Origin of the sequence: Candidatus Thalassolituus haligoni (assembly GCF_041222825.1) — a bacterium.
GTDB classification, from domain to species: Bacteria; Pseudomonadota; Gammaproteobacteria; order Pseudomonadales; family Oceanobacteraceae; genus Oceanobacter; species Oceanobacter antarcticus.
The window spans coordinates 2,304,311-2,322,347 of sequence record NZ_CP139482.1 but is presented as its reverse complement, the minus strand read 5'-3'; the positions used below and the strand labels follow the sequence as shown (position 1 = coordinate 2,322,347).

The following is an 18,037-nucleotide window of genomic DNA, read 5'->3' as shown; positions in this document are numbered from 1 at the left end:
GGTAATCCACTGATTCAACCAGTAATAAAATGCTGTGAATTCCTGACCTCATGAATTCTGACCCTTGAATTCGATCTCGTTGAAAAACGGGCTGGAAGTCATGGGTCGCTGCTTTATAAAAACTGTATATATTTAGTGCAATTCAGATTGGACCGGGATTAATGTCCGGTTTTGAGCCACGCTTGCCATCGTGAACCGTCAAAGACCCGGCATCGAAGTTAATATCCTTGACTCGTAGCCTCAAATATTCGGTGATCCGCAGTCCAGAACCATAGAGCAGTGCAAATAACAGACGGTTACGGCCGCCCAGTTGATTAAAAATTGCCTGAACTTCTGAGCGATTCAAAACGACAGGAATACGCCTCGGTTTGTTCGCTCGATTGAAATCCAGCCCGCTCAAAGGACGCTGAAGAAACTTGTCGTACAAAAATACCAGAGCATTCAGGGCAACTCGCTGGCTATTCTATGACTCATGCTGGCGATGACACATGCTGGTCAGATGCCAGGTGATCCAGAAAACCCATGACCTCAACAGGCCCCATCAGATCCGGGTGTTGGCGTTGCTGAAAGCGTATGTAGGCTTTGATCCAGTAGAGGTAAGTTTTTTCTGTTCGAAGGCTGTATCCATTCAGCCGCATGAAACGCGAGATCTGGTTTAAAAACGGACTTTTACCCATGGTTCTACTCCTCCTGAAAGAACTGTATGCATGATCAGTATAATAAAATCGAAGAGAAAATCCATGCGCGTATTTCCAGAGAGCTTGCGTGTTTTTTCGGTTGGTGTTAGCGTAACCTCATGAAGTTTAATGGTTTTGCGTTTTTAACTCAAAATTAATGCGCACGTTAAAACAGAAAAACGAGCATGCGTGTTTTTCCAGGGAGGAGAGTTCGGTGAAAGCGGAAATCATCAATCAATTCAAATACCTGCCTTCCTCTCGCAATAAATCGTGCCACCAGAAAAACGCGCCTGCGCATGAATAAACTGTTAGCTTTAGAGGCAAGCATGGATGATGAATTAGATTTTGAGCGATGGGAGTCTGCTGTAGGTAAAATAGTGATGTCACTTTCCCGAGTGGAAGGTGAGTTATTAATAAAGTATCAATCACACTTCTCAAAAAATAAATATTTTAAAGATAGCTTTAAAGAACGCCTTGCCCGAATTCAAGAATTATATAATAACGAATGTGGCATTAACTTATTAGCTACTTCTTTGTTTGAACAAGTGTCAGATGACATTGAATATAGAAATCTTGTTGCTCATAATCCTGTTTATGCTGACATGTCAGGCGAGTTTTTAAAGTTCAAAGTCTCTACTTTAAAAAGTGATGGTATATCTATAGATTTACCCGAATTAGAGTGTGAAGCAAAGCGCATATGGTCTTCTTGTATAGACTTCACTGTGTTGCTTCGAGTTTGGGCTAAAGTCTAAAGCTAACAAGAACATTAAACGGAAAAATTACAGTTGGCTGTTTTTCGTTCCTCAAACATTATAGCCAACTATAATTTTCCGCTTATGTAAGAGTTATGTGAATAGGAGGCCTCGTGTCTAATAAATCGAAAGTAGATGAGTTGTTTAATGCAATGTCAGATGAAGTTTGTAAATTTATTAAATCTTCTGAATCTGGCTTTAGTGAATCTTGGGTGTCTGCAACCTATATCAAAGAGCAACTTGATTTAAAAAAGCCTGCATACCCGCAAGGTAATAAAATCGATAATAAAACGGGTTGGATTTTTGCCACAATTGCGCGCCACTTACAGGATCAAAATAAAGTCCTATTTAAAAAAGTCGGTAGTCGGTCCTTCTAAAAAACAAGCAAATAATTCACATAATCGGGTGCCATTCTGTTCACGGATGCAGACTGGCTTTATTTACACTTAAGCAAAAAAGTGTTTCACCATGCGCCGCACAAAGTTGCCTTCCAGCGTTTTTTTGACATAAGGGACATAGTGCTTGTCATCGCGTTGAATATGATTGGTCAACCATAAGCCAATATCCGAACGCACTTCTTTGGCGACTTTGATGCTGTCTTCGCCATTTTCCAGTCGCTGGTCATAACTGACCGCTCGTCGCCGGAAGGCTTCATGAACTTTGGCATGAGCCTTTAAGACGGGGTAATTCGCTTGTTCCATCAGGCTTTCTTCGAATGCGTTGTGTGAAATGGAGTAGTCGATCAGCGCTTTGGCGACAGCCCGGATTTTAAGGTCATCCCGTTGCTTGATGGCAGCATCAACTTCTTGTAAATAGTCGAAAATACGTTTGTGCTGAGAATCAATAATATCAATACCGGTTTCAAATTCCGGGCTCCAATGAATTGGCTGCACAGGTTCCTTCCTTACCTTGGGGTTAAAAAACACACGGGTTGAAATGACTAGAATGCGAAATAACTGCCGGTGATCTGTCACGCGCAGCATCCGGCCTGACCGATAACCAACCAGTGACAAACATGAGTGTTGCCCGAGCATCAACTGGTTCTATACCCGCCATAATTTTGGGGAAATAGTACAAACAAGACACAAAACCTCCGTGTTCAGCGAGGCTGCCGAGAAAGTGGCAGTTCGTGATAGGCTTTCGGGTTTGGGTTAATACTAACGAGTGGCTTCAACACTCACCCTAAATATTAGTGAGTTACTGATGTTTAGGGAAGTACTGGTTTGGAATATGGAACTCGTTGAACGGATCAATCTTGTTATAAAGCAAGAGGGGTACACTCGACCGATGCTTGAAAAGGCGACGGGGATCAAGGCAAAGCGCTGGGAAAATATGAGTGGCAAGATCGCAAAGCCCTATGCCGAAGAGCTGGAGGCCTTGGGGAGACTGTGGCCAGAATACGCTTATTGGTTGATTACTGGCTCAGAGATACCGGAAGCCGGACAAATCAGTCCAATGACAAAAAAGTCCATTACCTAAAAGACGCTGGGTTGTCTGCTGTTTGATGCTCATATTATCTTTTGAATGACATTCTTTGTTTGATGAAGGCGGTGGCTTCTGAATGAAGATGATTTGCATTGCTGCCGATCCATCCTGAATTTGACGGCTCGTACTGGTATAGTGCGCGGCTTTCCGATTCCTGGGGGTATTCGATACCATGCCATCTTTATTTCGTGAGTTTGCCGCAACATTCTCGCCCAACATCAAAACGGATGTGTTATCCGGTCTGACGGTTGCTTTGGCATTGGTGCCAGAAGCCGTCGCGTTTGCCTTTGTTGCCGGTGTTCACCCGCTGGTCGGGCTTTATGCTGCCTTTATGGTAGGTCTGATTACCGCCTGTATCGGTGGTCGTCCGGGGATGATTTCCGGTGCGGCCGGGGCGCTGGCGGTGGTGATGGTGGCACTGGTGGCTGATGCGGAGCGCCTGTATGGCGATGGCATGGGACTGCAGTATTTGCTGGCTGCCGTCGTGCTGATGGGGGTAATTCAGGTTGCCGCTGGCGCGCTGCGGCTGGGCAAGTTTATCCGCTTGGTGCCTCACCCTGTGATGCTGGGGTTTGTGAACGGTCTGGCGATCGTGATTTTTCTGGCGCAGCTGCCACAGTTGCAGGTGAGTACCCCGGAAGGCAAATGGGGTTGGCTGACGGGTGAGTGGTTCAGCGGCATGCAGCTTTACGTCATGCTTGGTCTGATTGCCCTGACTATGTTTATTACTATTAATCTGCCCAAGCTGACCAAGGCGGTGCCGTCGGCCTTGGCTGGTATTCTGGTGGCCAGCCTGTTGGCTTTCGGTCTGGATCTGGACACCAAAACGGTCGGCGATCTGGCCAGTATCGCCGGTGGTTTGCCGCCAATTGCGATACCGAATGTGCCGTTTAATATGGAAACCCTGCTGTTTATTCTGCCGTACTCGGGCATTTTTGCCGCGATCGGTTTGATTGAGTCGTTGTTGACGGTGACGGTGATCGACGAAATGACCAATTCTCGCGGCCGGGGTAACAAGGAATGTGTGGCTCAGGGTACGGCCAATATTGTTACCGGTTTTATCGGTGGTATGGGTGGTTGCGCCATGATTGGCCAGTCGATGATTAATGTCAGTTCCGGTGGTCGTGGCCGTTTGTCGGGCATTGCTGCTGCGTTGTTTTTGCTGAGTTTTATCCTGTTTGCCTCACCGTTAATTGAACAGATCCCCATTGCGGCATTGGTGGGTGTGATGTTTATGGTGGTGATTGGTACGTTCGAGTGGGCCAGTTTCCGGATGGTCGGCAAAATCCCGAAACACGATCTGTTTGTGCTGGTATTGGTGTCGGTGATTACGGTGCTGACCGATTTGGCCATTGCGGTGATTATTGGGGTGATTGTGTCGGCGCTGGTGTTTGCCTGGCAGGGTGCCAAGCGCATCCACGTGTTAAGCCAGAAGCAGGAAGATGGCTCCAAGCTCTATAAGCTGTATGGCCCATTGTTTTTTGGTTCGGTGGCATCGTTCAAGGATCTGTTCGACATCAGCAATGATCCAGACAAGGTCCTTATCGATTTTGCCGATAGCCGTGTTATGGATCATTCGGCACTGGAAGCGATTGATACGCTGGCTGAGCGGTATATCGCCGAAGGCAAGGAAATCCATTTGCTGCACCTGAGTCAGGAATGCCGCACGTTGCTGAAACAGGCGGGCAGCTTGTGTGATGTGAATGTGATTGAAGATCCCCACTATAAGGTAGCGGTTGACGAGCTGGCGTAACAACGCCTGTCCTGCTGGATTCTGGGATGACGAACTGCTGGCCAAACGAGGATAAATCATGACTGTATCGCGTCGTACTCTGCTCGGTTGGCTGGCGACTACGGTTCCGGCGACATCCTTGTCGATGGCGGCGCTGTTAACCACTGGTTGCAGTCAGCGTAACGGCACCTTGCTGTTGGGTGGCGGGCGCTTCGTCCAGCCGGATGGCAGCGGTCAACGTCATGTGGTGGCGGTGGTGGATATACAGCGGCAGCAAACGGATCTGATTGATCTGGATTTTTATCCACACGGTATCCATTGGCACCCGGAATCTCCCAATCGGCTGGCGGTGTTTGAGAAAAAAGGCCCACATGCCTGTGAGCTGGATCTGGTGTCTCGGCAGCTTACCCGTGTGATTGAGTCCCAGCCGGGGCGTTATTTTTATGGTCATGGTGTTTATTCTGCCGACAACCAGCTGCTGTTCAGCACTGAAACCCGGCTGGATGGGCTGGATGGTGTGATGGCGGTGCGGGATGCCAACTCGCTGGCGTATCTTGGCGAATTCCCGTCTTTTGGCAAGGAGCCGCACGAGTGCAAGTTGATTGATAGCGGTAAAACGCTGGTGATCACCAATGCGGGTGGGCCTCTTGATGGCGCTGCGCCCTGCGTCAGTTTTGTTGATGTTGCCAGTCAACAGCTGTTGGAGCGGGTGTTGTTAACCCGTGAAGATATTAATACCGGGCATGTGGCCATCGCCGACGATGGCAGTCTGGTGGTGGTATCGGCCCCGCGTACCGGAATGAGTGTTAAGGACAACGGTGGCGTCAGTATTCGTCCGCAGGGTTTGCCAATGTTGTCGATGACGTCGCCACAAGCGATTGTGGATCATATGACGGGGGAAGCCCTGAGTGTGGTGATTGATAACCGTTCCGGGGTTGCGCTGGTGACTCACCCGGATGCCGATATGATTACTTTCTGGTCGATTGCTGAGCAAAAAATGGTGCATTCGTTGGCGCTGGCGCGGCCACGGGGGACGACGCTGACGACGGATGGTCGTTACTTCCTGGTCAGTTATGACCGGGTGCCGAAAATCCTCAGAATTGCGACTGCCGATGTGTTTGCTACCCCAGAGATGGTGGTGGATAGTGCTTATATCTCTGGGTCGCATTTGTTTAACTGGCATGTCTGAGCTTTTTCTCTTCTTCTCTTTTTCTCGGTATTTTCTCCCTCTTTTGTTTTTTTCGTTAATTCTTGTCGCCAGGGAGTAACGGATAATTATTCAGTGCTTGAACCGTTCAGCAGCAAAGAAAGTCGTTGCAGGGCTGCCCGTCGTGGCGCTGTCCAGGCATGGGCAAAACTCAACCGAATGGCGTTGGTGAATTGTCCGGAGGCTGAAAATAGCGGGCCGGGTGTGATGATGACGCCATGAGCCAGGGCCTCGGGATAGAGCGCCAGGGTGTTGATCTGGCGCTTTGGGGAATGCGGTGGGTTGGTCGTGTCGGTTCCCAATTCCAGCCACAAGGCCAGGCCACCGTCCGGTGCGCTGAACTGTGGTGCGCCGGGCCACTGACTGAGTACAGACAGCAATTGATCTCGTTGCTGCCGTAGCTGGTAGCGCTGACGTCGCAAATGACTGGCGTAGCTGCCATCGGCGAGGAAGTCTGCCACGCCCTGTTGCAGATAACGGCTGCTGGCCAGCTGGGTGACCAGTTTCAGTCGCAGAATATCGGCATGCCAGCGGCCACCGCTGATCCAGCCAAGGCGCAGATCCCGTGACAGGGATTTGGAAAATGAGCTGCATAACATCACTCGCCCGCTCAGGTCGCGAGCCTTGAGCGGGTCGGGTACGCGGTTAAACGCGGTGTCGGCGTAAATATCATCTTCAATAATTGCCAGATTGTGCTGTTCGGCCAGATTGAGTAATTGCTGTCGAGCGTTGTCGGGCAGCAATGCTCCGCCGGGTGTGGCGAAAGCGGGGGCAACCACACAAGCACGCACGGGCCAGCGTTGGAGTATGACTTCCAGTGCATCGATATCCATACCGGTGGTGGTTGAAGTCGGGACTTCAACGGCCTGTAACTGCAGCTGCTGCAGTAATTGCAAAACGCCGTAAAAGCCGGGCGCTTCCACCGCCACGACATCGCCTTTTTGGCAACTGGCCATCAGGGCCAGAAACAGTGCGTGCTGACAGCCGGAGGTGATGCACAGTTGCTCGTTAGTCAGGTTGCAGCCACGTCGTTGCAGTTGCTGAGCCAGTTGTTCGCGTAGCATGGGCAGCCCTGCGGGATCGTCGTAATACTGGAAATCATCTCCGCGCTGGCGGCGCAAGGCACGGCCCAGGGCGCGGTTTAATATCACAATGCCGGGTGGCAGGTCGTCGGAGCTGCGCTCTGGCAGCAGATCGAAGGCCGCGCTGCGGCGCATGATGTCGAGAAATAGTTCGCTGACATTGACCGCGCGTGGGGCATCAATCTTGAGCTGGGGCGCTGGCACGCTGGTGGCGGGTCTGGTGTTGCTAAGTCTGGGGTTGGCGGGTCGATGGCTGACGTAGTAGCCGGATTTGGGTCTTGCTTCCAGTAAGCCGCGTGCTTCCAGTCGTTGCAGTGCATGGACAACCGTTGCTTTGGAAAGCTGGTGTTGCTGGCACAGTGTGCGAATGGAGGGCAGGCGTGTTCCCGGTGGCCAGCGTTGCTGTTCAATTCCCTGTAACAGGGTTTGCTCCAGTTGCTGGTAGCGAAAGTCGGGTTTCATCCGGTTCTCCAATCATGCTTTCTATCAGCAATTTCTGTCAGTAGTTTCTGTTAGTCGTTTCTGTCAGTGCTGCCAAGCGGCTCTTCTCATCTGTCCCTATTGTTTATAAGTTTTTTAGGCCTGAATCGCAAAGCGTTCGCGGCGTAATCTGACCTTTGTGATAGCTGGCTGATAATAAAGGTAACCGATGGAAAACATCCCGATCGTGGCGCTCGACTCTGAGCCGTCAACAACAAAGATGGCTCAGGTGAACGGTAAGTTTTATGTCCGCCTTATGGCGGGGCATTATCAGAATCTTCGCCGTTGGCTGAGCTGGCCGCTGATGGCGGCGTTTTTTCTGGTGGTCTGGCTGCCATGGGATGGGCATCCGGCGGTGCTGTTTTCGTCCCAGGAGCGCCGTATTTTTCTGTTTGGACTGAATCTGAGCTGGCACGACTTGCCGTTGTTGTCGGGCATGTTGATTGCGGCAGCGGCACTGCTGTTTTTTACTGCGGTGGCCTGGGGGCGAGTGTGGTGCGGTTTTGCTTGTCCGCAAAGTGTCTGGACCTGGTTGTTTATTCGTATCGAGCATCTGATCGAAGGCGATGCTCGGGTGGTGCGCAAACGGGAGAATCGGGGTTTGTCAGTAACCGACTGGCTTCGGCGCGGTGTTAAACATGGCGTCTGGATGGTTGTGGCGCTGGCGACGGCAGCGACGTTCAGTGGTTACTTTGTGCCTGTGCGCGAGCTGACTGCCGAGCTGGTGTCGCTGGAATTTGGCTCTGGCGTGTGGCTCTGGGTCATTATTATGGCAGCGCTGACTTATGCCAATGCCGGACTGGTACGGGAAAAGATTTGCCTGCATGCCTGCCCGTACTCGCGTTTTCAGAGTGTGATGTTTGATCTGGATACCCGTACCGTCAGTTACGACGCGGCACGCGGCGAGCCACGTATCAGCGCCCGTCGACAAGACAGTAGTGGTGGGGATTGTGTCGATTGCAGTTTGTGCGTACAGGTGTGCCCGACCGGGATTGATATTCGTGATGGCTTGCAGGCAGCCTGTATTGATTGTGGTGCCTGTATTGATGCCTGTGATGGCGTTATGGCACGGCTTGAGCGTCCGCCAGGGCTGATTCGCTTTGCGTCAGAGCGGCAGTTGCAGGGGCAATCGTCACCGTTGTTCCGTGGCCGGTTGCTGGGGTACGGGGCCATTGCCCTGATGGCTGTTGGTGCGGTGATCTGGGTATTTACACAGGCAACGGCGATGGTGGTGGAAGTTCGGCGCGACCGCACCGAACTGTTCAGTATTCGCCCGGACGACACTGTGTGTAACGATTATCGGCTCAAGGTGGAAGGTTTTGTACCCGGAGAAACCCAGGTTCAGGTGATCGTGCGGGAGCTGGTGGCTGTCGGTGCTAATGAAGGTCAGTTTGAGTTGCTGGGGCCAGAGGGTATCGACCTGGCGCAGAGTCAGGCGAGCTGGCAGAACTATCGGGTTTGTGCCCTGAACCCGGCACAGGGGAAAACCCGGCTGCAGTTTGAATTTCGGCTGGGTAAGCATATCAGTACGCGCAACAGCACTTTTCTGGTCGGGCGGCACTAATGGCGCTCACTGGTTTATAGGATCAGCCCTGCAGGGCTGATCTTTCTTGTTTTATTCATCTCCTCTCTTCGTTTTCTTCGTTTTCTTCGTTTTCTTCGTTTTCTTCGTTTTCTTTTCAATGGCTGCTCACCGTGGTCGAGCTTGTGGCGCAGGTTCTGGCTCGGTGAGAGAGCGGGTCTGGAAAATGTGCTGGAAGCTATTTTTCTTTCGATTAAAATGATAGTGGTTTGCATTTGTATTTGATTGATAATTATGGATAATGATCATCATTCCTATTTGGGTGTGGTAAAAAATGCATTTCGCTTGGTTGGCGGTTGGTCTTCTGTCGGTTGCTTCTCTCTCTGCGGTGACGTTGGCGGAGGAGCGTGCGTCTGCGGCGTTGGCTGCAGACGATGTGTTTTATCTCGATGCCCTGGTGGTGACGGCATCGCGTACCCAACGACCCCTGGCCGATACGCCTTTTCGAACCTTGCTGCTGGATGAAGCAACCATCCAGCGTTTGCACAGCCGTGATGTACGTGATGCGTTACGGGTTATTCCAGGCATTCAGCTGCGGGAAATTCACGGTAAAACCGGTGAGGCGGTTCAGGTTCAGGGGTTGGATGGCGAGCGGGTGCTGGTGCTGGTGGATGGCATGCCGGTATCGGCGACAACCGGGTCGACGGTGGATCTGTCGCAACTGTCGTCGCTGGATATCGACCATATTGAAATGATGCCAGGCGCTGCTTCGGCGTTGTATGGCAGCGCCGCGATGGGGGGAGTGATCAATATCATTACCCGGAACGTGGAAGGTATGACACGGCTGCGGCTGGCGATGGATGCCGGTAGTTATGGTGAGGCGCGGGAGCTGTCGGATGAATGGTTGCCACAACGTCATTATCTGGCAGCGGCTGATCTGGCGCTGACGGACACGCGCCAGCTGGGTTTCAGTGCCGACCAGCGTAAAAGCTCGGATTTCGATTTATACGATGGCAGTTGGACCAGTAATGGCTTTGACGGCACCAAAACCACTCTGGCGGCTTCCTGGCGGGAGCGTTGGGGGTCGTCAGAGCCAGGGGTGGCTGGTGGGAATGCCGTACTACGGGTGGAGCAATATCGTGAAGATCTGGTCGGTCGACGGCTGACCACCAGCAATAAGGACGGGATCAAGGAAGAGGATCTTCAACGCTGGCGGCTGGCGGCCAATATCGAGCAGTCACTGTCTGTCGGTCAGGTGTCAGCCAGTATGTTGTATGAGCAGCAACGTGACGACACCGCACAGTTGGCGGTGGATGACGACATTGTTGCCGGTAACCTCTGGCGCTCGGCGGACTACAGCCAATACAAATTGATGGGGCAGTGGCAGGCACCCCGAATGTTGTTGGGTCGTACGGCGTTGCAGCTGGTCACGGGGCTGGAGGGTTTTGGTGAGCAACTGGAGCAACAAAAAAAGGAGATGAAACTGAGTTGTTCCGGGGTGGGCAGCAACTCCACCACGACTGAGCTGGGTAGCGGTTATTGCCTGGTTGATACTAATGAAGTGCCGGAGGAACAGCGTCGCAGTGTTGAGGCGTTTGTGCAGGGGACGCTGGCGCGGTCTATCGACAATGGCGTTGCTGACAAGGGCGCTGCCTCAGGTCTGCAAGAACTGGAATTGTCACCCGGTATCCGCTGGCAGAACGACAGCGGTTTTGGCCCGTATCTATCGCCGACGCTGGGGAGTCGGCAGCAATGGCAGCTCTCGATGTCGGGCACAGACTGGAAACTTCAGACACGTCAATCAATCGGGGTTGGTTATCGCGTCCCGAATCTGAAAAACCGCTATTACATTTTTGATCACAGCATCAATGGCTACAAGGTGTTGGGTAACGAGACGCTGCAGCCCGAACACACTCGCAGTGTCCAGGTGTCGGCGATGATTACCGACGGCAAGCGCCTGCACCTGGAGTTGTCGGCGTTTCACAATCAGATTAAGGATCTGATTGAAGCGGTGTCGACGGGGGAGACCGAGCAGGATGGCACGGTGGTGATTTATCGCTACAGCAATATTGCCAGCGCTATGACACGGGGTGCGGATGTGTCGGCCCAGTGGCAGATATCCGATGCGCTGCAACAGCGGCTGTCGTACTCGTTGCTGGATGCCCGTGATCTGGAAATCGGCGCAGCCCTGGTGAATCGCTCGCGTCATCATATTCAGGGGTTGTGGCTGTGGGATGTCTCTGCGGATCTTGGCCTGACGCTGATCTCGGAGTACGTCGGTGCCTCTTATACCGAAGTTGCCGATTCCTCTGCCGGTACGGCGAACCACATGTCGCCAGGCTATTGGCAATGGGATTTGAAAGGTGACTGGCGTCTCAGTCCGACGCTGCGTTGGTATGCCGGGGTCAATAATCTTGCTGACAGCGTCCGCGATCCCCGTGATTCCTATGACCGACGGCCATCCACCGGGCGTTTTCCATACCTGGGGGTTGAACTGACCTTTTGACCCATCCTGATCCATAACTGGCGCTGTATCCGCTATCCGCTGATGTGAATGACAGCGCCTGTGGTCACCGGCATATGGCCATGCCTGTGGCCATCGGAATGACGATGAAAACAATCCAATAACACCAACGCTATTCAAGGAGTGTGTATGAAACAGCGCTATCAATCTCTTTCGGTACTGGTTGCCGCAATGCTGCTGGCCAGTTGCGGTAGCAGCAGCGACGACAATGATAATGATGCATCGACGGGAGATTCCGACGAGTCCGATGTTAGTTACACCAGTCTGAAAATCAACGCCGCCGATTATGATGCCTGGCAGTACGTCAGCCTGGCGACCGGTGACGTGCTGGATTTGACCGATGTAGAGGCTGCCACCTCGACGGACTGGCAACTGGCTTTCCGCCGTACTGCCATCAAGCTGAATGGCGGTGTTTCCGGCAGTGGTACTGTTCAGGTAGCGCTGGCTGACGCCCAGGAAGAATTTTACGACTCGGAAGGTGATGCTGATGTATCGGTCTTTACCAATGCTGTTGCCGATACCGAGGCTGAAGCGCTGACCGTCAGTTATGACGCAACAGCCTTGAGCTTCAGTACCGATGCCAATGAACCGGCCTGGTCGGACTGGTATGTCTACGATGCCACTACACACCAGATTGCGGCGAATACCTCGGTTGGCTGGCTGTTGCGTCATGCTGATGGCAGCACTTACAGCAAGGTGTTTCTGGATGTGGCTAATTACACGGATATTACGGTTCGCTTTACCTCTCAGGCGGCGGACACGGTGCAGTTTGCCGGGCCTGAACAAACGGTCAGCGCGACTCTGGCAACCGATGCCACGGTGTTGTGTCTGGATCTGGATGCTGTGGCCGAGGTGGACTGCGATGATGCTGGCAGTGATTGGGATCTTCGTTATGAAATTGATACTGCGACTCGGGCGGTCAATATCTGGACTAATGGCGGTGTTTACGGCGCTGGCAGTGGCGCGGTGTTTGGCACGATCGAGGCAACAGAGCTGGCGGCTTATACCAGCGCCACGATGGTTGACAGTTACGATATCTCGGCGCACTACGCTGCCGACAGCAGTTCCAATCCGTTTACTGACAACAGCTGGTATGCCTACAACCTTAACGAAGGCCATTTGTTGTGGCCAAACTTTCGCACCTATCTGATTGACCTCGATAGCACGGATGACAGTGCTGATTATTTTACCCTGCAAGTGGCGGACTACTACAGTCTGGGTGCTTCTGGCAGTCCGGAAATCCGTTTTCAGTTGATGTCGACAGGAGAGTAATCATGACAAATGTAACCGGTATTCAGGCGTTGTCCGGGCAATGGCAAATGCTGTGTCAGCAAGAACCCAAATTACGTATCCGCGATGCGGCGTTACGTTTGGGGGTGAGTGAAGGGGAGTTGCTGACCACTCGTATAGGACAAAATCCATCAGTAGGGCGGGTCGTGCGTCTGGAAGGGGATTTCAAACGCTTGTTACGCGACATTGAGTTGCTTGGCGAAGTCATGGCGCTGACTCGTAATGACGCCATGGTGCACGAGAAGACCGGGCAATATCAGGGGCTGACGGTGAATGGCAATATGGGCCTGGCGTTGGGGGTAATTGACCTGCGGATTTTTTTCAGCCGCTTTGTCCATGGGTTTGCGGTTGAGGATGTGGCAGCGGAAACCACCGCCGGTGTACGCCGCAGCTTGCAGTTCTTTAATGCTCAGGGTGACGCGATCCATAAAATCTACCTGACGGACGCCTCGGATCTGGATCAGTATTTTCAGTTGCTGGAGCGGTTCCAGAGCACCGCTCAAACCCCGGGTATGGTTGTGGAGCCAGCGCCAGCCGCGAACGATGCTGCTCCCTTGCCCGACCTGGATGTCACGGCCTTGCGGCAAGACTGGTCAGCGCTGCAGGATGTCCATCATTTTCAGGCGTTATTGAAAAAATATGGTCTGAGCCGAATCGCGGCCTATGACGTCATCGGTACGGAATACGCGCGGGCATTGGCCCCGGACGCATTTGTCGCCGCCCTGGAGATGGCGCGTGATGTGGGTCTGTCGATCATGTTGTTTGTTGGCAGCGATGGTGTAATCCAGATTCATACCGGCCCGGTGATCAATCTGGTGCGTACTGGTGAATGGTTCAATATTCTGGATGACACGTTTAGTTTGCACGCCAGACTCACCTTGATTGATCAGATCTGGCTGGTACGAAAACCAACAGTGGACGGTATTGTCAGCTCGCTGGAGCTGTACGACCAGGAAGGTAACCAGCTGGCGTTGATGTTCGGTGAACGTAAAAATGGTCAGCAGGAGTTGGCTGGCTGGCGTTTTGTGCTGGATGAGTTGCAGCAGCAGTACGTACTGGAGCAAGAAGGAGTCGCCTGATGGCTAAACTGCGAGTGTTGTCAGGATGTGTCCTGCCGGTGGTGGCTGGGTGGCTGGGTTGTTTGCTGGTCGTGTGTTCTCCCCCGACGTGGGCTGACGACGATAACAAGCATGGTGCGGTTGATACGCCTCGGCGGGTAGTCAGCATTGATGGTTCCATTACCGAAATTATTTATCAGCTCGGTGCCCAGGATCGGCTGGTGGCGGTGGATACCACCAGTCGTTTTCCTAAGGCGGCAACTGAATTGCCCGATGTCGGGTATATGCGCCAGCTTTCGGCAGAAGGGATATTGTCGATGCAGCCTGACCTGGTACTGACAACGCAGGCCGCAGGCCCAGAGGTGGTATTTACCCAGCTACGGCAGGCCGGGGTGCGGATTGTCCGGGTGGATAATAATTATTCATTGCAGGGTGTGCTCGACAAGATTACCTCGGTTGCTGAGGCGCTTGGTAAGGAGGCCGAAGGGCGGGCGCTGGTGCAGCGTATCGACTCCCGTAGTCGTGAGCTGCTACAGCAAATACCGGTTAATGACTCTCCGCAGGAGATCCCGCAGGTGATGTTTCTGTTGGGTGCTGGTGGCCGAGGCATGATGGCTGCGGGCGAGAATACCCAGGCCGATGCGATGCTGAAGCTGGTGGGGGCCGCTAATGCGATGAGTTACAGCGGTTATAAACCGGTCAGTGCTGAAGGTGCCCTGCAAGCCGCACCTGAGGTTGTCTTTGTGGCGCAAGTCGGCGCAGCCGCAGTGCCGACAGCCGTCTTGCAATCCCTGGCGATGACTCCGGCAAGCCAGCATGATCGTATTTTTTCGGTGGACGTCAGTTTGATGCTGGGTTTTGGCCCGCGCTTGCCAGAGGCCATGCAGCAGCTGATGGCGTTGCTTTATCCTCGTTCGGGCCAGTTTGAAATTGCTCGCAAACAGCATGCTGTAGGAATGTGATGATGCCACGCACTCTGGTTTATTCCCGTCGGCTGAGTGATGCCGTATTCAGTTGTCGAGCGTCGTTGTCGGCTTATGGCGCGGGCAGTCAGCGGCTGGTGTTGCTGGGGCTGGGTATGATGCTGGTCGTGGTTTTTCTGTTTGGCCTGACGGTTGGGCCGGTGTCTATTGCCATTACTGACGTCTGGTTCAGCCTTCGACAGGCTCTCAGTATGGCCCCGACCGGGTCTGCCAATGACTGGGTTGTCCGTGAGTTACGTTTGCCTCGGGCCTTGCTGGCGATGATTGTGGGAGCCGGTCTGGCGGTGGCAGGGGTTATCACCCAGGGGGTGTTTCGTAATCCGCTGGCGGATCCTGGGCTGATCGGTGTATCCAGTGGTGCAGCGTTGGCGGCGGTCGCAGTGATTGTGTTGAATCAATCCTTGTTGTCTGGCTGGGTTTCACTGACCGGGCCGCTGGCTTTGCCGCTGGCGGCGTTTATGGGTGGTCTGGGAGTGACGTTGGTGATTTACCGGTTGGGTACCCGTGGCGGCCAAACCCAGGTTGGTATGCTGTTGTTGGCCGGTGTGGCAATCAATGTGCTGGCGGGAGCGGCGACCGGGGTGCTGACCTATGCCGCAAACGATCAGCAACTGCGGGATATGACGTTTTGGTCAATGGGTAGTCTGGCCAGCGGTCGTTGGCAGGATGTGATGGCTCTGGCTGGGCTGATTGGGGTGCCACTGCTGTTGAGCTTGCGTTATCGGCGGCTACTGAATGCCTTGCTGATGGGCGAGCAGGTGGCGATACACCTGGGTTTTGATGTGCAGCGATCAAAACGCTGGTTGTTGGCGTTTGCAGCACTGATGGTGGGGGCCGGGGTGGCTGTCACCGGGATTATCGGTTTTGTTGGTCTGGTCGTTCCCCATTTGCTGCGTATGGTCATGGGGTCTGACCATCGTGGTCTGATTCCGGCGTCGGCGCTGGGTGGAGCATTACTTTTATTGGTGGCGGATACGCTGGCCCGAACCTGGATGGCACCGGCCGACTTGCCTGTTGGTCTGGTGATGGCGTTGCTGGGTGGGCCAATCTTTCTGTTGTTGTTAGTACAGCAGACTGGCGGTCAGCGACGATGATACGGGCTGATTCACTGTCGGTGGTAAAAGGACGCTGCTCGTTGTTGGAATCTGCCTCCATGGTGCTGTGCAGCGGAGAAAAGCTGGCCATTCTGGGTGCCAACGGGGCTGGCAAGTCAACCTTGCTGTCGTGTCTGTGCGGTGAAAACAGCGATTATGGCGGGGAGGTGTGGTTGGGGGCAGACAACCTGGCTGATTTGCTGCCGGGGCAACGGGCGCAGCGTATCGCGGTGATGCCGCAACAGGTTGAACTGGCGTTTCCATTTCGTGTGTGGCAGGTGGTGGCCATGGGGCGTTCGCCCTGGGGGGATGAGCAGCAGACCCTGGATTGGCAGCAGGACGTTATGAAAGCAACGGAAGTACATCATTTGCGGAATCGTCTTTACCCCCAGCTTTCTGGCGGTGAAAAGCAGCGCGTGCAGCTGGCTCGGGTGCTGTTGCAGCTCTGGCACTATCAATATCCATCCGGTGGTCAGCAAGCGTATCTGTTGCTTGACGAATGCACCTCGGCTCTGGATCCTGCGCATCAGCATGCGGTAATGAATCAGGTGGCTGCCATGGTCGGCCCTAATATTGGTGCGCTGGCTGTTATGCACGATGTGGCACTGGCAGCATCCTGGGCCGACAGGGTAATGCTGCTCCGCGATGGCCGGGTAATGGCATCCGGAGATGCCAGTCTGTTGTGTGATGCCGAGGCGTTGGCTGCTTGTTATGACATGTCACTTACGTTGTCGCGACAATATGCCCGTGTTAATCAGCAGTGGCTCGAAGGCCGTTAACGCACTGTGATACGGATTTCCACAGGTGACCCATGGCTGGCCGATACTGACCTGATCGACGGCAAGTGTTTGTGGTGATCAAACGACGGGTATTGTTGCTGGTGGCGACATTCTGGTTGCCGTGACGGCCTTGCAACGGATCATGCAGTTTTGCGGCCGTTGATTTGTTAATATGTGTATTGATACGCACTAATGGATCATTGAATGCCAACCCAGCCAACCCCCCGCGATGCTTCGTTTGTACGCTCCCTGTTTGCTCTTAACCCCAGCTCAAGGCCGTATCGATATGGCCTGTTGGTCGGCATCTGTATGGCCTTTCCGGCATTTGTAGGCACCTTGATGGGGAATTTTCAGCAAGGGCTGATGGCGGTGATGGGGTCGGCCATTATCTTGTATCTGCCGACGTCCGGTATCGCACAGCGAATGCTGACGCTGGCTGCCTGTACGTGTGGTTTCGCGTTTTGCTTTTTCCTTGGTTTGTGGGGCAGTGTCCATCCGTTGGTCTCTGCCGCCGTGCTGGCGGTGACGGCATTTCTGGTCAGTCTTGTTGCCGGGTATTTCAGGATCGCGCCGCCGGGAAATTTCTTTTTTATTATGCTGGCCGCCATCGCGACGGTAGTACCTCACGAACCAGCGGCTATTCCTGAGCGTATTGGTCTGCTGGTGATGGGCAGTATGGCAACCTGTCTGTTTGCGTTTGTTTATTCGTTATTGTTTCCGGCACCGGTGGCGGCAGCGGACTTGCAGCCGCTGAGTCAGAACGGCATCCGTACCCTGGTGTTGCATTCCGCCTTGATGGGCATCTTTGTTGGCGGTGGCTACTGGTTTGCCCATGAAATTGGTATGCACAATCCGTACTGGGTGCCTATTTCCTGTGCGGCGATTATGCAAGGTGCCAATTTGCGTATGGTCTGGCTCCGCAAGATTCACCGGATAGCCGGTACGGCCGTGGGGATGGTGTTAGCCTTTCTGCTGTTCAAGCTGATTGATGGGCCGTGGATGTTGACGGCTGCTATCGTGATTCTCAGTTTTGTGATCGAGATGCTGATCCCCAGGAATTACGGTTATGCCGTTATTTTTATTACGCCACTGACGGTGATTTTTGCCGGAGTCGCCAGTCATGGCCTGGAAATGAACGAGCTGGTTTTTACCCGCTTGCTGGATATTTCTCTGGGTAGCGTGATTGGTGCGCTGGGTGGTGTGTTTGCACATTGGCTGGTGCCGCGTATGACAACGGTACTGAAGCAACGATCAGCCCGGCACTGATTGATGGTGTGTCAGTTTGTTTTGTGGCGGTGGCGGGGCCTTTATTTATACCGTTATCTTTTATTTGTTTGATGAATGGCAAGTATGTCCTTCATACCGGTTATCA

At 53.3% G+C, this 18,037-nt stretch carries 17 protein-coding genes; 13 read left to right on the top strand and 4 right to left on the bottom strand.

The annotated features are described in order from the left end of the window. Positions 1-142: 142 nt before the first annotated feature. Positions 143-427 carry a tyrosine-type recombinase/integrase gene (locus SOJ49_RS10400; RefSeq protein WP_369854442.1) on the bottom strand — a complete coding sequence of 95 codons (285 nt, stop codon included), beginning with the start codon at positions 425-427 and terminating at the stop codon, positions 143-145. A 43-nt stretch (positions 428-470) separates the two neighbouring features. Continuing rightward, positions 471-677 (bottom strand): site-specific integrase, encoded by a 207-nt coding sequence (locus tag SOJ49_RS10395; protein ID WP_369854441.1) that lies wholly within the window; start codon positions 675-677, stop codon positions 471-473. Positions 678-973: 296 nt separating this feature from the next. Between SOJ49_RS10395 and SOJ49_RS10390 the strand changes: the two genes are divergently transcribed. Continuing rightward, complete coding sequence (locus SOJ49_RS10390; protein WP_369854440.1) at positions 974-1,429, top strand: hypothetical protein; 456 nt, start codon at positions 974-976, stop codon at positions 1,427-1,429. A gap of 113 nt (positions 1,430-1,542) precedes the next feature. Then, positions 1,543-1,806 (top strand): hypothetical protein, encoded by a 264-nt coding sequence (locus SOJ49_RS10385; protein ID WP_369854439.1) that lies wholly within the window; start codon positions 1,543-1,545, stop codon positions 1,804-1,806. Between the two features lie 69 nt (positions 1,807-1,875). On the opposite strand, the gene SOJ49_RS10380 is transcribed toward SOJ49_RS10385, so the two are convergent. Then, entirely contained in the window at positions 1,876-2,322 is a 447-nt protein-coding gene (locus SOJ49_RS10380) for a bacteriohemerythrin (protein WP_369854438.1), read from the bottom strand. Between the two features lie 337 nt (positions 2,323-2,659). Here SOJ49_RS10380 and SOJ49_RS10375 point away from each other — a divergent pair, with 337 nt between their 5' ends. From SOJ49_RS10375 to SOJ49_RS10365, 3 genes are all read left to right on the top strand, one after another. Continuing rightward, positions 2,660-2,908, top strand: a complete 249-nt coding sequence (locus tag SOJ49_RS10375; RefSeq protein ID WP_369854437.1) for a hypothetical protein — start codon at positions 2,660-2,662, stop codon at positions 2,906-2,908. Positions 2,909-3,086: 178 nt separating this feature from the next. After that, positions 3,087-4,667 (top strand): SulP family inorganic anion transporter, encoded by a 1,581-nt coding sequence (locus SOJ49_RS10370; protein ID WP_369854436.1) that lies wholly within the window; start codon positions 3,087-3,089, stop codon positions 4,665-4,667. Positions 4,668-4,725: 58 nt separating this feature from the next. After that, on the top strand, positions 4,726-5,835 hold the full coding sequence (locus SOJ49_RS10365; RefSeq protein ID WP_369854435.1) for a DUF1513 domain-containing protein: 1,110 nt from the start codon (positions 4,726-4,728) through the stop codon (positions 5,833-5,835). 86 nt (positions 5,836-5,921) lie between these two features. Here SOJ49_RS10365 and SOJ49_RS10360 read toward each other — a convergent pair whose 3' ends face one another. Further along, positions 5,922-7,397, bottom strand: coding sequence for a PLP-dependent aminotransferase family protein (locus SOJ49_RS10360; protein WP_369854434.1), 1,476 nt, complete (start codon positions 7,395-7,397; stop codon positions 5,922-5,924). A 187-nt stretch (positions 7,398-7,584) separates the two neighbouring features. Here SOJ49_RS10360 and ccoG point away from each other — a divergent pair, with 187 nt between their 5' ends. The 8 genes from ccoG to SOJ49_RS10320 all read left to right on the top strand — a co-directional run bounded on the left by ccoG (position 7,585) and on the right by SOJ49_RS10320 (position 17,931). Beyond that, on the top strand, positions 7,585-8,979 hold the full coding sequence (gene ccoG / locus SOJ49_RS10355) for a cytochrome c oxidase accessory protein CcoG (protein ID WP_369854433.1): 1,395 nt from the start codon (positions 7,585-7,587) through the stop codon (positions 8,977-8,979). A 292-nt stretch (positions 8,980-9,271) separates the two neighbouring features. Continuing rightward, positions 9,272-11,443 (top strand): TonB-dependent receptor plug domain-containing protein, encoded by a 2,172-nt coding sequence (locus SOJ49_RS10350; RefSeq protein WP_369854432.1) that lies wholly within the window; start codon positions 9,272-9,274, stop codon positions 11,441-11,443. A 147-nt stretch (positions 11,444-11,590) separates the two neighbouring features. After that, complete coding sequence (locus SOJ49_RS10345; RefSeq protein WP_369854431.1) at positions 11,591-12,733, top strand: HmuY family protein; 1,143 nt, start codon at positions 11,591-11,593, stop codon at positions 12,731-12,733. A gap of 2 nt (positions 12,734-12,735) precedes the next feature. After that, positions 12,736-13,830: a hemin-degrading factor gene (locus SOJ49_RS10340; protein WP_369854430.1), complete on the top strand. Its 1,095-nt coding sequence runs from the start codon at positions 12,736-12,738 to the stop codon at positions 13,828-13,830. Continuing rightward, positions 13,830-14,771 (top strand): hemin ABC transporter substrate-binding protein, encoded by a 942-nt coding sequence (locus SOJ49_RS10335; protein WP_369854429.1) that lies wholly within the window; start codon positions 13,830-13,832, stop codon positions 14,769-14,771. The genes SOJ49_RS10340 and SOJ49_RS10335 overlap by 1 nt, the downstream gene beginning before the upstream one ends. After that, positions 14,771-15,886 (top strand): FecCD family ABC transporter permease, encoded by a 1,116-nt coding sequence (locus tag SOJ49_RS10330; protein ID WP_369854428.1) that lies wholly within the window; start codon positions 14,771-14,773, stop codon positions 15,884-15,886. The genes SOJ49_RS10335 and SOJ49_RS10330 overlap by 1 nt, the downstream gene beginning before the upstream one ends. After that, entirely contained in the window at positions 15,883-16,665 is a 783-nt protein-coding gene (locus SOJ49_RS10325; RefSeq protein WP_369854427.1) for a heme ABC transporter ATP-binding protein, read from the top strand. Before SOJ49_RS10330 ends, SOJ49_RS10325 begins: the two co-directional genes overlap by 4 nt. A 204-nt stretch (positions 16,666-16,869) precedes the next feature. Continuing rightward, positions 16,870-17,931, top strand: a complete 1,062-nt coding sequence (locus SOJ49_RS10320) for an FUSC family protein (RefSeq protein WP_369854426.1) — start codon at positions 16,870-16,872, stop codon at positions 17,929-17,931. Positions 17,932-18,037 lie beyond the last annotated feature (106 nt).